This is a genomic window from Streptomyces sp. B6B3 (assembly GCF_039871525.1).
GTDB lineage: Bacteria > Actinomycetota > Actinomycetes > Streptomycetales > Streptomycetaceae > Streptomyces.
This window is the reverse complement of record NZ_JBDPLU010000001.1, coordinates 103781-122004: the sequence shown is the minus strand read 5'-3', so window position 1 is coordinate 122004 and position 18224 is coordinate 103781. Positions and strand designations below refer to the sequence as shown.

Sequence of the window (18224 nt, the reverse complement as noted above, 5' to 3'; positions counted from 1 at the left end):
CCGATGGACAAGACCCAGGACTCGACGAACGACGGGGGGAACGGCTCCCGGGCGAGCGGCACCGAGCTGGTGCGGTTCGACAAGGTCACCAAGCGGTTCGGGGACCACGTCGTCCTCGACCAGCTCGACTTTCGTGTCGACACCGGAAAGCACGTCACGCTGATCGGCCCCTCGGGCTCCGGCAAGACGACGATTCTCCGGCTGCTGATGACGCTGCTGACGCCCGAAGAGGGCACCATCCAGGTGGACGGGGACTACCTCACCCACGAGGAGCGGAACGGCAAGCTGGTCAAGGCCGGCGAACGGCACACCCGTGAGGTGCGCAAGAAGATCGGCATGGTCTTCCAGCAGTTCAACCTCTTCCCCAACATGAAGGTGCTGCGCAACGTCACCGAGGCCCCGGTGCACGTGCTGGGCCTGTCCAAGGACGAGGCGACGCAGCGCGCCAAGGAGCTGATCGAGCTGGTCGGCCTGACCGAGCACCTCGACAAGTACCCGAGCCAGCTCTCCGGCGGGCAGCAGCAGCGGGTGGCGATCGCGCGAGCCCTGGCGATGCGCCCGCAGGTGCTGCTGCTCGACGAGGTGACGTCGGCGCTCGACCCGGAGCTGGTGGCCGGCGTGCTCGACGTGCTCCGCGACATCGCGCACACCACGGACATCACCATGCTGGTGGTGACCCACGAGATGACGTTCGCCCGGGACATCTCGGACGCGGTGCTGATGTTCGACCAGGGCAAGATCGTCGAGTCGGGGCCGCCGGACAAGATGTTCAGCGACCCCGAGCACGAGCGCACCCGGGAGTTCCTCAGCACCGTGCTCTGACCGGCCCACCGGCGCCGGGTTACGGCCGGTGGTCCGGCGCGCGTCGGCCGGGTCAACGCCCTGGCGGTCCGTCAGAAACGACGGACCGCCAGGGCGTTCGTCGCTACGCTGGAAAGGTCAGGACCCCCGTGGCGGGGACAACAGGAGGTACTGCCCAGGAGGACGCAGTGGCGATCACGTCCGGGCTGAGCGCCCCATCCCAGTCGGTGCGACACGCGCTCCGGCTGCTCGAGGCCGTGGCGGGACACCCCGAGGGGATCACCGAGGAGCGGCTCTGCCGGGTCACCGGGCTGCCGCGGGCCCTGGTCGCGCGGCTGCTGCCGATGCTGCGCCGCGAGGGGTACGTCAGCCGACTGCCGGACGGCGCGCACGTCGCCGGCGAGGCGCTGATGCTGCTCGGCGCCGGCGGCGAGCGGCACCGGGAGCGGTTCCGGCAGGGCCGGATACAGCGCGCCCTGGACGGCCTGCGGGAGATACTCGGCGCCCCGGTCTACCTGGCGCGCTATCTGGAGGGCGAGCTGAGGGTGGAGCGGGTCTCGGCCACCACCGAGATGCCCTCGGTCCACGAGTGGGTGGACTTCCGCGCCTCCGCCCACGCCACCGCGATCGGCAAGTGCCTGCTCGCCCAGCTCGACCACGAGGGCCGGCAGGACCACCTCTCGCGCCACAAGGCGGCCCGGCTGACCTCCCGCACCATCACCGACCGCCGGGTGCTGCTCAGCGCGCTGGACCGGCAGCCGGCCACGATGCCGGTGCTGGACCTCCAGGAGTACGCGGTGGGCACGCTCTGCGCCGCCGTGCCGCTCACCGCGGGCGCGGCCGTCGGCTGCCTCGCCCTGTCGCTGCCGGTGTCCGAGGCGCACCGGCTGCGCCGCACCGCCGAGGCGCTCAACGAGCGGGCCGCGCCCACGCTGCTGACCCTGGCGTTCTAGGCCCGGTCCGCCGCGGTCGGCTCGGTCGGCTCGGGGTCGTCCTGGCCGGCGACCTCGGCCTCGTACAGCTGGATGGCGCGCACGAACGTCGCGCGCTCCGTCGGGCTGAGCCCGTCGAAGACCTTCTGCCAGGCGCGGGCGCCGTGCGCCAGCCAGGCGTCCACGGCGACGCGGGTCGCCGGGTCCTCGGTCAGCGTCACGATGGTGCGGCGGCGGTCCTTCGGGTCGGCGCGACGCTCGACCACACCGTGCCGACCCAGGTCGCTGACCATCAGGCTGACCGTGGTCGGCGCGACCTCCAGCCGCGCCGCGAGGTCCTTCACCGGAGTGGGCCCGTCGAACATCAGGTGCAGCAGCAACGACATGTGTCGGGGCGCCAGGTTGGCGGACCGCAGCGGCTCGGGCACCGGGGTGCGCTTGATCCGGCCGACCAGTCGGGGCAGCGTCAGCAGCATCGCCCGGACCGCCTGCTCCGTGCTCAGCCGCCCCGTCGTGCCCGGTTCCGTTGACATCGCTCGCGCCCTCCGAGCTGTCCACGGTACCGGAGCGGCTCACCCCGGGCGGGACATGACCAGCGCGGGGAGCAGTTCGGCCTCCTCCCGGGCGAAGTGCTCCTCCAGGCCCGCGACGGTGCGTTCCAGCTGCGCGCGCAGCCGCTCGCGCGCCGCGTTGGGCCCCTGGTCGAGCAGCGCGGCGAGCTCGGTCAGCGACTCCTCCACCGCGCGGTGCTCCTCGCGCAGCCGGCCGATGACCTGCGCCAGGTGGGGGAAGGCGTCCTCCAGGGCCGTGAACGCACCGTTCTCCGAGATGTGGTGCATCCGCAGCCCGTGGCAGTAGGCCAGGCAGTGCTGCCGGAGCTGCTCCCCCAGCGTCGCGCGGGTCTCCGGCACCCCGTCGGGGCCGGGGCCGTCCAGGACGGCGCGCACCTCGGCGAGTTGGTCGCGCAGCTGCGCGTGCGCGGCCAGCAGGTGCGCGCCGCCCGCCCGAGCGAGGGCCGGGTCGCCCGCCAGGTCGATCGGGTGCAGGGCGACCACCGGGATCACCCGCGACGTGGCCTCCCGGTAGGCACGGAACCGCGGCACGGCGCGCTCCTGCACCCCGTACCAGTGGTCGCGCTCCTCCCCGGCCAGCGGGACGGCCCGGGCCGCGTAGGTACGCAGCCCCTCCGCGGCTCCCGAGGCGCCGATCTCGAACGTCACCTGAGGGTGGGCGAGCAGGTTGTGGTACCAGTCCGGGTGGTGCGACGCGCCCGCGTTGGTGGCGAAGACCAGATAGCGCGCGCCGTCGCGGAGATGGACGGCCGGGGTGGTGTGGGGCCACCCCGAGTTCCTCCCCCTGGTGGTCAGCAGCAGCAGCGACGCGCCCTCGAAGGGACCGCCCACCCTGCCGCCGTTCGCCCGGAACTCGTCGATGATCGGTTGGTTGCCGTCCATGCCCGTGCCTCCACTCCCGATAGATTTGCTTTGAAAGCAAAAGTATCAACCCGAGGCGCGACGCGCCACCGCCCGGCTCACGGCTCCCGGCGACCACGGAACGCGACGCGGCCCCGGCGCCCGACTCGCGGGGCGCCAGGGCCGCGGGCCCGGTGGCTGAGGCTCAGGAGAGCAGCTCGGCCTCCAGGGTGATCGGCGCACCGGCCAGCGCCTTGCTGACCGGGCAGTTCTCCTTGGCGGTGGTGGCCGCCGCCTGGAAGTCCTCGGCCGAGATGCCCGGCACCCGCGCCTTCACGCTCAGCACGATGCCGGTGATGCCCTCACCCGGCTGGAAGGTGACGGAGGCCTGGGTCTGCACCGACTCCGGCGGGGTGCCGGCGCCGGCGAGACCGTGCGAGAGCGCCATCGAGAAGCAGGACGAGTGCGCGGCGGCGATCAGCTCCTCGGGGCTGGTCCGCCCGCCCGGGTCCTCCGCCCGGGAGGCCCAGGTCACGTCGAACTTCCCGACCCCGGACGAGTTCAGCTCGACGGTGCCCGCGCCCTGCATGAGAGGGCCTTCCCAGTTGGTGGTCGCGATGCGGGTGGTTGCCATGGTCGATCCTCCGAGGCATCGAAGAAGGAGGGCGTGTACGCGTACACGCTATCCCCGCACGACCCCGGTTCGCCGCGCGGCTCCGGTCCTCGGCACGAGGTCGGCCGCCGCGCCGGAGGGCGCAGAATGCTCGGGTGACTACCGAATCCGACAAGCTTTCCGAGAAGCTTTCCGGCAAACGCTCCCTGGCCAGGGCCGCCCTGGACGCCCTGCTGGCCACCGCGGGGGCCGACCCGGCGCGGATACGCGGCTACGAACCGCTGCCGGGCGGCACGTACAACACGATCTACCGCGCGGGGCTCGACGACGGCACGGCGCTGCTGCTCAAGCTGCCACCCGAGCGCGGCACCCCCGCCATGAGCTACGAACACGGGCTGCTGCACGGCGAGGCCGTGTTCTACGCGGCGGCCCGTGACGTCGGCGTGCCGGTGCCCGAACTGGTGCACGCCGATCCGGACGGCGACTTCCTGGTGATGACCGAATGCCCGGGCACCACGTGGGACCAGCTGACGCCGGCCGAGCAGGGACGGCTGCGCCGCGACCTCGGGGGCCTCGTCGGCCGCCTGCACCAGGTCACCGGGCCGCGCTTCGGCTATCCGGCGCTGCCCCCGCCGGACGGCGGGCGGGGCGGCTGGCGGGGCGCGTTCCTCGCGATGCTGGACACGGTGCTGGCCGACGCCCGGCGCTTCGACGCGTGGCTGCCCGAGCCGCCGGAGCGGGTGGCGGCGCTGGTCGGGGCCGCCGCGCCGGCACTGGACGAGGTGCGCGAGCCGGTACTGGTGCACTTCGATCTCTGGCCGGGCAACATCCTGCTCCACGCGGACCGGATCAGCGCGCTGATCGACGGCGAGCGGATGTTCTGGGGCGACCCGCTGGCCGAGTTGACCTCGCTCAACCTCTTCGGCGGGTCTGACGACGACGCCGAACTGCTGGCCGGCTACCGGTCCGCCGGCGGCCGCGCCGACTTCGACGAGGCCGCCCGGCTGCGGATGGCGCTCTACAACTGCTACCTGTACCTGATCATGCTGGTCGAGGTGTACCCCCGCGGCTACCCGGCGGAGCAGGTCGCCCGGCACCGGAAGCTCGCCGGCCCCGCGCTCACCGCCGCCCTCGACGTCATCGCCACGACGACCGGAACCTGAGCGGGACGGGAACTCGGGACGGGAACTTGGGACGGGGCGGGGAGAGGAGTGAGAGGTGGGTCCGGTGGGATTCGAACCCACGACACACCGGACCTAAACCGGCGCCCTCTGGCCAGCTGGGGTACGGACCCGACCAGCTCACTCTACCGGGCGGCGTCGGACGCCAGGCACGCGCTACCGCCGGCGGTGCCCGCTTTCGGTCACTCGCTCCCGTGCCCGTCAACCGCCCAGGATCCGGGTCACCGTGTGGATGGCCAGGCCGGCGAGGGCGCCGATGACGGTGCCGTTGAGCCGGATGAACTGCAGGTCCCGGCCGATGTGGAGCTCGATCTTGCGGGAGGTGGTGGGGGCGTCCCAGGCGGCGACCGTGTCGGTGATCAGCGAGGTGATCTGGGCGCGGTAGCCGGACACGACGTGGATCGTGGCGTCGGTCACCCAGCCGTCCAGCTTCGCGCTCAGCCGGTCGTCGGAGACCAGCCGGCCGCCGAGGGTCAGCAGCGAGGCGCGGGCCCGCAGCCGCAGCGCGCTGCGGTCGTCCTCGGCCGCGGCGAGGATCATCGCGCGAACGCTGGACCAGGTGGAGGCGATCAGTTCCTGCACCTCCGGACGGCCGAGCAGTTCGGCCTTCGCGTTCTCCACCCGGGCCCGCGTCTCCGGATCGTGCTGCAGCCGCCGCGCGAAGTCGGCGAGCAGCCGGTCCAGCGCGGCGCGCGCCGGATGGCCCGGCGCGTCGCGCATCTCGGTGACGAAGCGCAGCAGCTCGCGGTAGACGCGGTCGCCGACCCGGCGGTCCACGAAGCGCGGGGTCCAGCCGGGCGCGCCGCCCTCGATGGCCTCCAGCACCGACTCGCGGTGCTGCGTCAGCCATCCGTGGGCGTGCGCCAGGAGCAGCTCGACCAGCCGCCGGTGCCCGTCGTCGGCCACCGTCTTCTCCAGCAGCCGGCCGAGCCCCGGGGAGACCTCCTGGGCGAGCGCCCTGCGGGTGATCGCCTCGCCCATCACCGCCTGCACGTCGGCGTCGCGGAGCACCGCGAGACCGCCGCGCACGGCCGTGGCCAGCTCCTGGGTGACCCGGTCGGCGTTCTCCGGGCGGCTCAGCCAGCCGCCGAGCCGGCGGGCGAGCGCGGCGGACCGCAGCTTCTCCCTGACCACCGGGGCGGCCAGGAAGTTCTCGCCCACGAAGTCGCCCAGGGACTGGCCCAGCTGGTCCTTCTTGGTGGGGATGATCGCGGTGTGCGGGATCGGCAGGCCCAGCGGGTGCCGGAAGAGCGCGGTGACGGCGAACCAGTCGGCGAGCGCGCCGACCATGCCGGCCTCGAACGCCGCCGCCAGATAGCCGGCCCAGGCCCCGGCGCCGCTGTGCTCGGCCCACGTGGCCAGCGCGTAGCCGACGGTGACCGCCGCCAGCAGGCCGGTGGCGACGGCCTTCATCCGGCGCAGCCCGCGCTGTTTCGCGGCGTCGCTCTCGTTGAACACGCCCCCGGGCACGCCGCCGGCGGGCGCGGCCCGTCGCGGCTCGTCCGGTGGTGTCGTCTGAGGTGCCTTGGGTGCCGTCCGTTCCATCCGCTCCATCCCCACGCCACCCGGTACGCCGGTCCGTCCCGGCTCAGCCCGGTCCCGACCGATTCTGCCCGACCCGGCCCGGGACCGGTCGGCGCCGCCCGCACCGCGGCCGTTCGGGGGACTGGCGGGCGTCGACGGTGTGGCCGGCGCGGGCCGGCCGCCGGCCGTCCGGCAAGGTCGTGTCGTTGGGGACGGACCACCGCGCGGACGAACCCGGAGACCCATGACCGAGACTCCCCCTCCCGGCACGTCCGGCACACCCGGCACTCCCGCCGAACCCGACCCGGTGCCGGGCCCTCCGACCGGCGGCGGCCGCTGGCCCGGCTGGCCGTCGAAGAGCGCCGGGCGGCCCGCCGTCCGCCGCACCGGGCTGCGCCGCCTGCTGCCCACCTGGCGGATGCTGCTGGCCGCGTCGCTGGTGGCGGTCACGGCGTCGTTCGTGGCGCTGCTGGCCGGCTACCTGCTGGTCGACATCCCCGAGCCCAAGGCCGCCGCCGTCGCACAGAACAACGTCTACCTGTACGCCGACGGCTCCCAACTGGCCCGGGTCGGCGAGGTGAACCGGGAGATCATCGATCTCGACCAGGTGCCGGCGGCGGTGCGCCACGCCGTGCTGGCCGCCGAGGACCGGGACTTCTACAGCTCCTCCGCGGTGGACATCGCCGCGATGGTCCGCGCCGGCTGGAACATGCTGCACGGCGAGGGCCGGCAGTCCGGATCCACCATCACCCAGCAGTACGTCAAGAACTACTACCTCGACCAGGAGCAGACCCTCACCCGCAAGCTCAACGAGCTGTTCATCGCCGTGAAGCTGGGTCGCGAGGTGAGCAAGGACGAGATCCTCGCCGGCTACCTCAACACCAGCTACTTCGGCCGCAACGCCTACGGCATCCAGGCAGCGGCCCAGGCGTACTACGGCAAGGACACGCACCAGCTGACCGTCGCCGAGGGCGCCTACCTGGCCGCCCTGCTGGCCGCCCCGAGCGCCTACGACGTGCGTGCCAACCCCGACGAGCGCGGCGCCGCGATGTCCCGCTGGAACTACGTGCTGGACGGCATGGTCACCGAGGGCTGGCTGGCCGAGGAGCGCAGGGACACCATGCGCTTCCCCGAGCCGCTCCCCGTCCGGCCCGCCAACGACCTGTCCGGGCAGACCGGCTACCTCGTCGAGGCGGCCCAGGACTACCTGCTGGAGGCCGGCGTCGTCGACGAGGCGGCGCTGGCCGAGGGCGGTCTGAAGATCACCACGACGTTCGACCCGGACCGGCAGCAGGCGCTGAGCGACGCGATGCGGGAGCAGCTGATGTCCGCGCTCGACCCGGAGCTGCGCCCCGAGGACGTCTACGCCCGGGCCGGCGCCGCCTCCGTGGAGGTCGGGACCGGACGGGTGGTGGCGCTGTACGGCGGCCGGGACTTCACGGAGATGTTCCTCAACAACGCCACCCGGCGCGACTACCAGGCGGCCTCCACCTTCAAGCCGTTCGTCTACGCCGCGGCCCTGGAGCACGCCGCGCGCACCGGCGACGGCGAGCTGATCGGCCCGGACACGAAGTACAACGGCGACAGCGGCCGCGAGGTGGTCGGCACCGACGGCGAGGGCACGGGCTGGTCGCCGGAGAACGAGGGCGAGAAGGACTACGGCGAGGTCACCGTCGCCGAGGCCATGGACCTGTCGATCAACGCGGTGTTCGCCCAGGTCGGCGCGGACGTCGGCACCGAGCGGGTGCGGGAGGTGGCGGTGGCGCTGGGCATCCCGGCCGACACCCCGGGCCTGGACGGCGCGCACGGCTCGATCGCGCTCGGCACCGCCACGCCGAGCCCGCTGGATTTGGCCCAGGCCTACGCGACGCTGGCCGATCACGGCGTCCGGCATCCGGCGGTGCTGGTCGAGCGGATCACCCGCGACGGCGAGAAGCTGCCGCTGCCGTCGGACGACACCGAGCGGGTGCTGTCCCGGGAGGCGGCCGACGCCACCACGGCGGTGCTGCGCGGCGTGGTGGACCAGGGCACCGGCATGGCCGCGCTCTCGGCGGGCCGCCCGGCGGCCGGGAAGACCGGCACCGCCGAGGAGGACCGGGCCGCCTGGTTCGCCGGCTACACCCCGGAACTGTCCACCGTGGTCGCGGTCTTCGGACAGGACCCGGTCACCGGCGTGCACCGGCCGCTGTACGGGGTGGCGGGTCTGGAACGGATCAACGGCGGCGGCTTCCCCGCGATGGTCTGGGGGCAGTACACGGCGGACGCGATGGCCGGCGCGCCGCCGACGGAGTTCGTGCTGACCGAACCGGAGCCCGACATCAGCCCCGAGCCGCCCGAGCCCTCGGGCGAGCCCACGACCCCGGCCTCTCCCCCGCCGGCCTCGCCGGCTCCCACGACGCCGTCGCCCACCGCCCCGGAACCCACGGCCCCGCAGCCCACGGACGAGGCGCCCTCGCCGGCCGCGGCCGGGATCCCCGCGCCCTCGACTCCCGCCGCGTCCGCCACGGGCTCCGCGTCCCCCACGGGTTCGGCGGGCCCGGCGGAACCGCGGCTGCCGGAGCGGGCGCCGGGACGGCCGCCGGAGTCGGCAGGAGGTGGCGGCGCCACCGGCCTGCCGTCGCCGCCGTACACGGCGGAGCCGTTCCCCCTGAACGCGATCATCGAGGACGCCAACGCCCCCTCCCGGCCCAGCGGCTGACGAGACGGCCGGCCGGGGCCGCCCTCGCTGGCCCTCCCCGGGCGCCCGAGGACGCGGCCTGACGAGGACGGGGTTCGTGAGCCGGGAAGGCTAGAGGTACAGGCCGGTCGAGTCGTCGGTGCCCTGGAGCCGTTCGGCGGCCACCGCGTGCAGGTCGCGCTCCCGCATCAGCACGTAGGACACCCCGCGCACCTCGACCTCGGCGCGGTCCTCCGGGTCGTACAGCACCCGGTCCCCGGCCTCGACGGTGCGCACGTTCTGGCCGACGGCCACCACCTCGGCCCAGTCGAGGCGCCGACCGACCTGGGCCGTCGCCGGGATGACGATGCCGCCGGACGAGCGACGCTCGCCCTCGCCGTTGTCGGCCCGCACCAGCACCCGGTCGTGCAACATCCGGATGGGCAGCTTGTCGTGGCTGGGGCCGGCGGTGGGGCCGGGGGTGGATTGAGCGCTCACGGAACGACCGTATATCAGGCGCGGCCCGCCGGGTCCGCGCGGGGCGGCGGGATCCGCCGCCCGACGCCCGCCCGACACCGGACCGACACCGGACCGGACCTAGTCGCGGCGCCGGCGGGAGGAGAGGACGAGCAGGCCGGTGACCGCGACGGCCAGCAGCGCGACGGGCACGAGCCGTTCGAGCCGCGGCGCGCCCTCGGGCGAGACGAACGTGCCGCGCACGCCCTCGACCCCGCGGCCCACGGCGGTGAACGCCCGGCCCGCGGTGCGGTCCACGGTCTCCGCGGCGCGGGCCTTGGCGTCGCCGACGATCGTCCGGGGGTGCACCCGGACGGCGATCTCGTCCAGGGTCGCGGCGAGGTCCCGCCGCCGCCTGGCGATCCGCGCCTCGATCTCCGCAGGGGTCCTGGCTGCTTCCGCCACCGCTCACGCCTCCGTCGCTGTTCCTGGTTCCCCCACAGTGTGTCAGCTCCTCCGCCGCGTTGCCCGTCGCCTCCCCCGATTAGGCTGGTGGCGATCCACCGTCCCTGACGACCACACCCGACCGCCACCCCCCGAGGAGCACGACACGATGAGCGCGCGTCTGGAGCCCGGCGACGAAGCCCCCGCCTTCACCCTGCCCGATGCCGACGGGAAGCAGGTCTCCCTCGCCGACCACCGGGGGCGCAAGGTCATCGTCTACTTCTATCCCGCCGCCCTCACGCCAGGCTGCACCAAGCAGGCGTGCGACTTCACGGACAACCTGGAACTGCTCGCCACCGCCGGGTACGACGTGATCGGCGTGTCCCCCGACAGCCCGGAGAAGCTGGCGAAGTTCCGCGACCAGGAGTCGTTGCGGGTCACGCTGGTCGGCGACCCGGAGAAGACGGTCGTGGCGGCCTACGGCGCGTACGGCGAGAAGCAGATGTACGGCAGGACCGTCACCGGCGTCATCCGCTCCACGGTCGTCGTGGACGAGGAGGGCCGGGTGGCCCGGGCGATGTACAACGTCAGGGCCACCGGGCACGTGGCCAAGCTGATCAAAGACCTGGACCTCTGAGGGACGGGGGTGCAGGCGATGTCTGAGCGGAAACCGATCGAGTCCTGGCTGACCGACATGGACGGCGTCCTCATCCACGAGGGCGTGCCCGTGCCGGGCGCCGAGCGCTTCGTGACGCGGCTGAAGGAGTCGGGCCGGCCGTTCCTGGTGCTGACGAACAACTCGATCTACACGCCGCGCGACCTGCGCGCCCGGCTGGCCAGGATGGGCCTCGAGGTGCCGGTCGAGTCGATCTGGACCTCGGCGCTCGCCACCGCGCGGTTCCTCGACGACCAGCGCCCCGGCGGCTCGGCCTACGTCATCGGCGAGGCCGGGCTGACCACGGCGCTGCACGACGTCGGGTACGTGCTCAGCGACATGTCGCCGGACTACGTGGTGCTCGGCGAGACCCGGACGTACAGCTTCGAGTCGCTGACCAGGGCGATCCGGCTGATCAACGACGGCGCCCGGTTCATCGCCACCAACCCGGACAACACCGGCCCCTCGATCGAGGGCGCGCTGCCCGCGACCGGTTCGGTGGCGGCGCTGATCACGAAGGCCACGGGCCGCGAGCCGTACTTCGTGGGCAAGCCGAACCCGCTGATGATGCGGACCGGACTGAACCTCATCGGCGCGCATTCGGAGACCAGCGCGATGATCGGCGACCGGATGGACACCGACGTGCTGGCAGGGCTGGAGGCCGGCATGGAGACGTTCCTGGTGCTGACCGGGGTGACCAGGCGCGAGGAGATCGACCGGTACCCGTTCCGGCCGATGGCGGTGGCGGACTCCATCGAGGACCTCATCGAGCTGATCTGACGCCCGGGCACGCCACCCGTACGGCCGCGCTGCGGGTGCGCGGCGCGGCCTCGGCGGCGACCTTCGGAGTACCGAGCCGGAGGTCGTGCGAGATGGTCAGCCTGGGCAGAGCGAGGCCGCTGTGCGGCGCCGCGCGGGTGGCGCGCGTGGGCGCGGCGTTGGTGGGCGCGGCGGTCACGGGCACGGCGTTCGCGGCCACGGCCGTCACGGGCACGGCGTTCGCGGCCACGGCCGTCACGGGCACGGCGTTCGCGGCGGACCCGGGCGGCGGTGTGGGTGCCGTGACGGTGGTGCCGGCGGATCCGAGCCGCGGCGAGGAGGTCGAGCTGCGGGTCACGGGCTGCGCGGGCGACTTCGGCAACGCGCGGTCCGCGGCGTTCGTCGCCGACGCGCCGCTGGCGCCCGATCCGACCGAGGCCGGCGTCCTGGTCGGCGAGACGCTGGTGAGCTCGACGGCGGAGCCCGGCAGCCATCCGGTCGAGGTGTCCTGCGACGGCCACGAGGCCACCGTCACCGGCGAGTTGGTCGTCTCCGACGCCACCGCGGGAGCCGCGGACCCGGGTGGCGCGACCGGTGCCGCCGACGCGACCCGACCCGCGACCCCGGCCGAGCCGAGCCCACAGCCCGCCTCCCCCACCGCCCCCGTGCAGGCGGGCGGCGGCGGCACGGCCACCGGACAGGGCGGTGGCGGCGCGAGCCTGACGATCGGCCCGGCCGGCCTGGCGGTGCTCGCCGGCACGCTGCTCTCGGGCACGGCGGTGGCCGCCAGGCGCCGCACCCGGAGCGGGGAGTGAGATCAGGCCGCCTGGCGTCCTGCGCGGTCTGGACGCTGCTGCTGTTCGTGCTGTGGACGTGGGGCTGCCGGCTCACGGACGGCGGGCCGTTCGGCGGGGCCGGAACGGGGACGACCGCCGAGGGCGCCCCCGCCGTGGCCCGGGCCGCGCCGCTGTCCGGCGACCCGGCCCCGACGCTGCTGGAGATCGACGCGATCGGCGTGCGCGCCGCCATCGTGCCGCGCGGCCTCGACGCGGCGGGCGGCGTCGCGCCGCCGCCGCTGGACACGCCGGATGCGGTGGGCTGGTACGCGGCGGGCCCGACGCCGGGCGCGGCGGGCGCGGCAGTGCTGGTCGGCCACCTCGACACCGCGACCGATCCGGCCGTGTTCCACGACCTCGGCAGCGTCGAACCCGGCACCCGGGCGCGGATCACCAGGGAGGACGGCTCCACCGCGGAGTTCACGGTCAGCGACACGGAGGTGGTGGAGCACGCCGACTTCGACGCGCACCGGGTCTACGGGCCGCACGAGGACGGCGCCGCCGAACTCCGCCTGATCACCTGCGGCGGCGACTACGACCACGAGACGGGCGGCTACTCCGCGAACGTCGTCGTCTCGGCCCGGCTCACCGGCACGGGATGAGACGGGGCGCACCATGCGCAGTCACAGTGCAGCTCTTGCTGGCATAATGATGGCATGACCGCGATCACCATCCGGGACGTTCCCGAGGACACACTCGCCGCGCTCAAGGCCAAGGCCGCCCGGTCGGGCCAGTCGCTGCAGGCGTACCTGCGCGATCTGGTCGCCCGGGACGCCACCACCCCCACGCTGCAGGAGAGCGTCGCCCGCATGCGGGACACCGCCAGCGCGGATCTCAGCGACGTGGACGTGAGCTCCCTCATCGCGGCGGGCCGCGAGCGCCGGTGATCGTCGTCGACTGCTCCGCGCTCGTGCATGCCCTCACCGACACCGGACACCGGGGAAAGGCGGTCCGCGACCGGTTCGACCGCGAGGACGGCCTGGCGGCGCCGAATCTCCTGGACACGGAGATCCTGTCCGCCCTGGTCGGAATGGCCCGCCGGAGCGGAGCGGGCACTCCGGCCCAGCTCTCCGCGCGCGACCGGGACAAGGCCATGGAGATCTACCGGGAGCTCCCGCTGGTGCGCCACGACGTGGTCCCCCTGTGGCCCCGCATGGTTCGCCTGGCGTCGAACCTGTCGGTCTACGACGCCTCCTACGTGGCCCTCGCCGAAACGCTCACCGTGCCGTTCGTCACGAGCGACGCCCGCATCGCGCGCGGCTACGACGCCCTGAACGGCACGCGCTGCCGCATCGAGACCCTCTGAGACGCGGCCGACACCGCGCTCAGGTGCCGGACCGCCGGTCACTGATCACTGATCACCGATCAGTTCGCCGACCACCGGGGCCAGGGCGCGGAACGCCTGGCCGCGGTGGCTGATGGCGTTCTTCTCCTCCGGAGTGAGCTCGGCGCAGGTGCGCGTGTCCCCGTCCGGCTGGAGGACCGGGTCGTAGCCGAAGCCGCCGGCGCCGGACGGGGCGCGGCGCAGGGTGCCGCGCAGCCGGCCCTCGGTCACCCGTTCCGTGCCGTCGGGCAGCGCGAGCGCCGCGGCGCACGCGAAGTGCGCGCCGCGGTGCTCGTCGGGCACGTCGGCGAGCTGGGCCAGCAGCAGTTCCAGGTTGGCCCGGTCGTCCCCGTGCTTGCCGGCCCACCGGGCCGAGAAGATGCCGGGCGCGCCGCCGAGCACGTCGACGCACAGCCCGGAGTCGTCGGCGATCGCCGGCAGCCCGCTGGCCCGCGCGAGGGCGTGCGCCTTGAGCAGCGCGTTGGCCGCGAAGGTGACCCCGGTCTCGGCGACCTCCGGCGCGTCCGGCACCGCGTCGGCGCCGACCAGTTCCACGTCGGGTCCGACGGACGGGGACTCGGCGAGGATGGCGCGCAGCTCGGCGATCTTGTGGGCGTTCCGGGTGGCGAGTACGAGACGGGTCATGCGCCCGATTCTGCCCCAGCCACGGCCTGGGCGAGCAGGCCGTCCACGAAGGCCCGCAGCCCCGGGACGTAGGTGTCCCGCGCGGCCAGTGCCGGCCACTCGTCGCCGATGGCGGCGAGGCTCGGCATCCCGGACATGTCGACGGCGCCGAAGAAGGCGTCGCGGTCGGCGGGTCGCTCGTCGCCGGCCCGCCGGTGGGTGGAGTGGGCGGAGTGGGCCCGGACCAGGATCTCGCCGACGGTGTAGTACCAGGTGCTGCGGAACACGTTCGCGGCCTGCGTGGGCGTGCATCCCGCGTCGACCGCCCCGGCCACGATGGTCTCGACCACGCGCAGCGCCGGTTCGCCGAGGCGGCCGAGGAAGCCGTCGACGGTGAGGATCTCGGCGGCCGACGGCCAGGCGGCGAGGGAGTCGTGGATCGCGGTGGCCGCCGCGACGATGCGGTCCCGCGGCTCGCCCGGGAGGTCGGGCCGCAGGGTCTGGTCCAGGTGTTCGTTGAGCAGTTGGACCAGCAGGTCCTCCCGGTCCCGAACGTGGTGGTACAGGGTCGTCGTCCCGATACCGAGCTCCCCGGCCAGCCGGCGCACGGTCAGCTTCTCCCAGCCGTCCCGCTCGATGATCTGCCGGGCCGCCGCCAGGATCCGGGCGCGGGAGGTCACCGGTGGCCGGCCGGTGCGGCCGTGCGGTGCGTTGCTTCGGGGCACGGCCCCATCATGCCGCCCCCGCCGATTCGCGCTGGACAGGGGTCCGCCGTCGGAGGTACTTTCGGAACATGTTCCCAAAGTCGCCCACCAGCACCTCCACCAGCACCTCCACCGGCTCGGCCACCAGCACGGCCGTCCAGCCCGGGCTCACCCTCGCCGCGGTGGCCGTGGTGCAGTTCATGGTGTCCCTGGACCTGTCGGTCGTGAACGTGGGACTTCCGCGGATCGCCGTCGGCCTCGGCTTCAGCGACGTGGACCTGACCTGGGTGATCCACGCCTACGCCCTCACCTTCGGCGGGCTGCTCCTGCTGGGCGGCAAGGCCGCCGACCGGTACGGCCGCAGGCGGGTCCTGCTCCTCGGGCTCGCACTGTTCGGGCTCGCCTCGCTCCTCGGCGGCCTGGCGCAGGAGCCGGGACAGCTGGTGGCCGCCCGCGTCGCCCAGGGCATCGGCGCCGCCGCGCTGGCTCCGTCCGCGCTGGCGCTGCTGACCGCGACGTTCCCCGAGGGCCGGGCCCGCGTCCGGGCCTTCGGCGTGTGGAGCGCGATGAACGCCGCCGGCGGCGCGCTGGGGGTGCTGATCGGCGGCCTGCTCACCGAGTACGCCAGCTGGCGCTGGGTGATGTTCGTGAACGTGCCGATGGCCGCCTGCGCGCTGGCCCTGACCTGGCGCGGCGTCGCCGCGGGACCGCCGCCGGCCCGCGACAGCCGGCCGGACGTCCTCGGCGCCGGCCTGGCCACGGCGGGCATGACCCTGCTGGTGTTCGGCGTGGTCCGCACCGACCGGTACGCGTGGACCTCGCCGGTCACGGTGACCACCCTGGCGGTCGCCGTCGCGCTGCTGGCCGCCTTCCTCCACGTCGAGCGGACCACCGCCCGCGATCCGCTCGTCCGGCTCGGCCTCTTCGCCCACCGTTCGGTCGCCGCCGCGAACGCCTACAACCTGCTGGTCGGCGGGGCCATGGCCTCGGCCTTCTACTTCGTGTCGCTCTACGTGCAACGGGTGCTCGGCGCCGGGCCCGCGGCGACCGGCATCCAGTTCCTGCCGTTCGCGCTCGGCGTGGTCGCCGGCTCCGTGCTCGCCATCAGGCTCGGCTACCGTCTCGCGCCGCGGACGCTGATGACCGTCGGCGGGCTGCTGACCGCCACCGGGTTCGCCTGGTTCGGCCTGATCAGCCCGGACGGCGCCTTCGCCACCGACGTCCTGGGGCCCTCGCTCGTCGCCAGCGTCGGCTTCGGGCTCTGCCTCGGGCCCGTCGTCTCCGTCGCCACCGCCGGCGTCGCGGCCCACGAGACCGGCACCGCGGCGGGCCTGCTCAACAGCTCCCGCCAGATCGGCGCCTCGCTCGGGCTGGCCGCCCTCGGCACCGCGGCGCACCACCGCACCGGCGAGGCGACCACGCCCGAGGCGTTGAACGACGGCTACGCGCTCGGCCTGACCCTCAGCGCCGCGCTCCTGGTCGCCGCCGTCCTCGTCGCCCTCACCGTGCCGCGCGGGGCTCGCCCGGCCCGCCGGGCCGGGTAGCCGACGAGGCGGCCCGGGGCACGGCGGAGCCGGGGTCGCACCCCGCGAAGACCAGCCCGATGACGAAGCCCGCCACCTCCTCCAGCTGACGGACCCGGTCCAGCGCCCCCAGGACGGCCGGCGTCCCGCCGACGTCGCGCACCAGCTCGCTCACGACGTCGAGCGCCGCCGGCTCGTCGCCGCACATGGCCACCGTCACGAGGGAGACGTTCGCGGTCCCCGGGCCCGCCCCCGTCCCCGTCCACTGGGCGGCGGGAAAGAGGTGGAACGCCTTCACGACGTGCGCTCCCGGAGCCAGGCCGGCGATCCGCCGGGCCATCGGCTCGCCGTCCTCGGTGAGCAGCACGCCGACTCCGTGCGCCACGGCGTTCGTCGGATCGATCAGCGGCGTCCCCGCCAGCGAGCCGTCGGACGCGCCGGCGAGGCGGAGCATGTCCTCGGCCGCGTCCCACGGCACGGCGAGCAGCACCGCGTCGCGCCCGACGACCGCCTCCCGCGGCGGGACGGCGCGCGCCCCGCCGCCCAGCCGGTCGGCGAGCCGCTCCGCCCTGGCGGGCGACCGCCCGCCGATCACCACCGCGTGTCCCGCCCGAACCCAGCCCTCGCCCAGCGCCGCCGCCAGCGCCCCCGTGCCCAGGATCCCGATGCGCATCGCCGTCTCCCTCCTCGCATCCCCAGCGGATCGCGTGGTCAGCCACGGTAGGGAGGTCGATACGCACCGATCGGTGCGTGCCGGGCGTGCGATGCTGGCCCCATGCACGAGTGGGTCGCCGACTGCCGGCTGCGGGCCGCCACCGACCTCTTCGTCCACATCTGGGATCCGGTCGTCCTGGCGGCCCTCGACGGCGGACCGCGCCGCCGCCGCGAGCTCCGCGCCGCGATCGGCGGGATCAGCGACAAGGCGCTCACCGACGCCCTGCGCCGCCTGCTCGCCAACGGCCTGGTCGACCGCCACGCGCACGCCGAGGCGCCGCCGCGCGTCGAGTACGCCCTGACCGCCCTGGGCCAGAGCCTGGTCGACGGCCCGCTGCGGGCCCTCGGCCGCTGGACGACCGAGCACGCCGACGAGTTGCTGGCCGCGCAGGAGAACGCGACAGCGCGCCGGGACTCCCCTCAGGACGCCTGATCCTGAGGCGGCTTCCGTTCCTCCGGCGGCGGCTTCCCTTCCTCCGACGGACCGGCTGACGGCCGAGGCGGGCCGGACGGGCGCGGCGGATGGGGTGGGTGGGGTGGATAGGGCGCCTGGGTCGGCACCGGGAGGGGCCGGGGCGGGACGGGGGTGGAGACCACGATCGAGGTGGTGGTCTGGCCGTGCGGGGCGAAGCGGTCGAGGATCGTTTCGAGGTCGGCCACGGTCGGCGCGTGGATCTTGACCAGGAAGCAGTCCTCGCCGGTGATCCGGTGGCACTCGCTGACCTGCGGCAGTTCGGCGGCCAGCTTGGCGACCCGCGGGAGCTGTCCCGGCGTGGGCCGGATCCGGGTGAACGCCGCCACCGGCAGGCCGAGGGCCTCAGGGGCGACGTTCAGCTGGTAGCCGGTGATGACCCCGGCCCGTTCCATCCGCTGCACCCGTTCGGTGACCGCGGGCGCGGACATCCCGACGCGGCGGGCGAGGGCCGACATGGTGACGCGCGGGTTCGCGTGCAGTTCGGTGAGGAGGCGCACGTTGACGTCGTCGAGCGGCCCGTTCGGCGCGCTGTAGGCGGCGAGGTCGTTCTGCTTCGAATCCTGAGGCATCTGGCTTCTCCCACCTTCAGGT

The 18224-nt window shown here is 74.2% G+C and carries 22 protein-coding genes and 1 tRNA gene; 12 read left to right on the top strand and 11 right to left on the bottom strand.

The window, feature by feature from the left end; genetic code table 11:
* Positions 1–3: 3 nt before the first annotated feature.
* Both ehuA and ABGB06_RS00545 read left to right on the top strand, forming a co-directional pair.
* Positions 4–822 (top strand): ectoine/hydroxyectoine ABC transporter ATP-binding protein EhuA, encoded by an 819-nt coding sequence (gene ehuA, locus ABGB06_RS00550; RefSeq protein WP_347584544.1) that lies wholly within the window; start codon positions 4–6, stop codon positions 820–822.
* A 167-nt stretch (positions 823–989) separates the two neighbouring features.
* The gene (locus ABGB06_RS00545; protein WP_347584543.1) at positions 990–1754 is read left to right on the top strand and encodes an IclR family transcriptional regulator C-terminal domain-containing protein; all 765 of its coding nucleotides are present in this window, start codon (positions 990–992) and stop codon (positions 1752–1754) included.
* Here the strand turns inward: ABGB06_RS00545 and ABGB06_RS00540 are convergent.
* From ABGB06_RS00540 to ABGB06_RS00530, 3 genes are all read right to left on the bottom strand, one after another.
* On the bottom strand, positions 1751–2266 hold the full coding sequence (locus ABGB06_RS00540; protein ID WP_347584542.1) for a MarR family winged helix-turn-helix transcriptional regulator: 516 nt from the start codon (positions 2264–2266) through the stop codon (positions 1751–1753). The two genes, ABGB06_RS00545 and ABGB06_RS00540, sit on opposite strands and share 4 nt — an antisense overlap.
* 39 nt (positions 2267–2305) lie before the next feature.
* Complete coding sequence (locus tag ABGB06_RS00535) at positions 2306–3187, bottom strand: nitroreductase/quinone reductase family protein (RefSeq protein ID WP_347584541.1); 882 nt, start codon at positions 3185–3187, stop codon at positions 2306–2308.
* Between the two features lie 163 nt (positions 3188–3350).
* The gene (locus ABGB06_RS00530) at positions 3351–3779 is read right to left on the bottom strand and encodes an OsmC family protein (RefSeq protein WP_347584540.1); all 429 of its coding nucleotides are present in this window, start codon (positions 3777–3779) and stop codon (positions 3351–3353) included.
* 134 nt (positions 3780–3913) lie between these two features.
* Here ABGB06_RS00530 and ABGB06_RS00525 point away from each other — a divergent pair, with 134 nt between their 5' ends.
* A complete protein-coding gene (locus tag ABGB06_RS00525) occupies positions 3914–4921 on the top strand; it encodes a phosphotransferase (protein WP_347584539.1) in 1008 nt (335 codons plus the stop codon).
* Between the two features lie 56 nt (positions 4922–4977).
* Here ABGB06_RS00525 and ABGB06_RS00520 read toward each other — a convergent pair.
* Positions 4978–5052, bottom strand: a tRNA-Leu gene (locus ABGB06_RS00520).
* Positions 5053–5140: 88 nt separating this feature from the next.
* Entirely contained in the window at positions 5141–6484 is a 1344-nt protein-coding gene (locus ABGB06_RS00515; protein ID WP_347584538.1) for a DUF445 domain-containing protein, read from the bottom strand.
* Between the two features lie 223 nt (positions 6485–6707).
* On the opposite strand from ABGB06_RS00515, the gene ABGB06_RS00510 reads away from it, so the two are divergent.
* Positions 6708–9161, top strand: coding sequence for a transglycosylase domain-containing protein (locus ABGB06_RS00510; protein ID WP_347584537.1), 2454 nt, complete (start codon positions 6708–6710; stop codon positions 9159–9161).
* Positions 9162–9251: 90 nt separating this feature from the next.
* Here ABGB06_RS00510 and ABGB06_RS00505 read toward each other — a convergent pair whose 3' ends face one another.
* Together ABGB06_RS00505 and ABGB06_RS00500 are read right to left on the bottom strand one after the other, a co-directional pair.
* Positions 9252–9554 (bottom strand): co-chaperone GroES, encoded by a 303-nt coding sequence (locus ABGB06_RS00505; protein WP_347585382.1) that lies wholly within the window; start codon positions 9552–9554, stop codon positions 9252–9254.
* A 162-nt stretch (positions 9555–9716) separates the two neighbouring features.
* On the bottom strand, positions 9717–10040 hold the full coding sequence (locus ABGB06_RS00500; RefSeq protein ID WP_347584536.1) for a DUF3618 domain-containing protein: 324 nt from the start codon (positions 10038–10040) through the stop codon (positions 9717–9719).
* 148 nt (positions 10041–10188) lie between these two features.
* On the opposite strand from ABGB06_RS00500, the gene bcp reads away from it, so the two are divergent.
* The 6 genes from bcp to ABGB06_RS00470 all read left to right on the top strand — a co-directional run bounded on the left by bcp (position 10189) and on the right by ABGB06_RS00470 (position 13575).
* Positions 10189–10656 (top strand): thioredoxin-dependent thiol peroxidase, encoded by a 468-nt coding sequence (bcp, locus tag ABGB06_RS00495; protein WP_347584535.1) that lies wholly within the window; start codon positions 10189–10191, stop codon positions 10654–10656.
* Positions 10657–10674: 18 nt separating this feature from the next.
* The gene (locus ABGB06_RS00490; protein ID WP_347584534.1) at positions 10675–11454 is read left to right on the top strand and encodes an HAD-IIA family hydrolase; all 780 of its coding nucleotides are present in this window, start codon (positions 10675–10677) and stop codon (positions 11452–11454) included.
* Positions 11455–11546: 92 nt separating this feature from the next.
* Entirely contained in the window at positions 11547–12248 is a 702-nt protein-coding gene (locus ABGB06_RS00485; protein ID WP_347584533.1) for a hypothetical protein, read from the top strand.
* On the top strand, positions 12245–12871 hold the full coding sequence (locus ABGB06_RS00480) for a class F sortase (RefSeq protein ID WP_347584532.1): 627 nt from the start codon (positions 12245–12247) through the stop codon (positions 12869–12871). The genes ABGB06_RS00485 and ABGB06_RS00480 overlap by 4 nt, the downstream gene beginning before the upstream one ends.
* Before the next feature lie 54 nt (positions 12872–12925).
* On the top strand, positions 12926–13156 hold the full coding sequence (locus ABGB06_RS00475; RefSeq protein WP_347584530.1) for an antitoxin: 231 nt from the start codon (positions 12926–12928) through the stop codon (positions 13154–13156).
* Complete coding sequence (locus tag ABGB06_RS00470) at positions 13153–13575, top strand: type II toxin-antitoxin system VapC family toxin (protein WP_347584529.1); 423 nt, start codon at positions 13153–13155, stop codon at positions 13573–13575. Before ABGB06_RS00475 ends, ABGB06_RS00470 begins: the two co-directional genes overlap by 4 nt.
* A 45-nt stretch (positions 13576–13620) precedes the next feature.
* Here the strand turns inward: ABGB06_RS00470 and rdgB are convergent, their stop codons facing one another.
* Both rdgB and ABGB06_RS00460 read right to left on the bottom strand, forming a co-directional pair.
* Positions 13621–14238: an RdgB/HAM1 family non-canonical purine NTP pyrophosphatase gene (gene rdgB / locus ABGB06_RS00465; protein WP_347584528.1), complete on the bottom strand. Its 618-nt coding sequence runs from the start codon at positions 14236–14238 to the stop codon at positions 13621–13623.
* Entirely contained in the window at positions 14235–14942 is a 708-nt protein-coding gene (locus ABGB06_RS00460) for a TetR/AcrR family transcriptional regulator (RefSeq protein WP_347584527.1), read from the bottom strand. The genes rdgB and ABGB06_RS00460 overlap by 4 nt, the downstream gene beginning before the upstream one ends.
* Before the next feature lie 68 nt (positions 14943–15010).
* Here ABGB06_RS00460 and ABGB06_RS00455 point away from each other — a divergent pair, with 68 nt between their 5' ends.
* Positions 15011–16465, top strand: coding sequence for an MFS transporter (locus ABGB06_RS00455; RefSeq protein WP_347584526.1), 1455 nt, complete (start codon positions 15011–15013; stop codon positions 16463–16465).
* On the opposite strand, the gene ABGB06_RS00450 is transcribed toward ABGB06_RS00455, so the two are convergent.
* Positions 16422–17225, bottom strand: coding sequence for an NAD(P)-binding domain-containing protein (locus ABGB06_RS00450; protein ID WP_347584525.1), 804 nt, complete (start codon positions 17223–17225; stop codon positions 16422–16424). The two genes, ABGB06_RS00455 and ABGB06_RS00450, sit on opposite strands and share 44 nt — an antisense overlap.
* On the opposite strand from ABGB06_RS00450, the gene ABGB06_RS00445 reads away from it, so the two are divergent.
* Positions 17220–17591 carry a helix-turn-helix domain-containing protein gene (locus ABGB06_RS00445; protein ID WP_347584524.1) on the top strand — a complete coding sequence of 124 codons (372 nt, stop codon included), beginning with the start codon at positions 17220–17222 and terminating at the stop codon, positions 17589–17591. The genes ABGB06_RS00450 and ABGB06_RS00445 overlap by 6 nt on opposite strands.
* On the opposite strand, the gene ABGB06_RS00440 is transcribed toward ABGB06_RS00445, so the two are convergent.
* A complete protein-coding gene (locus ABGB06_RS00440; protein WP_347584523.1) occupies positions 17579–18202 on the bottom strand; it encodes an Lrp/AsnC family transcriptional regulator in 624 nt (207 codons plus the stop codon). The genes ABGB06_RS00445 and ABGB06_RS00440 overlap by 13 nt on opposite strands.
* Between the last annotated feature and the right edge of the window lie 22 nt (positions 18203–18224).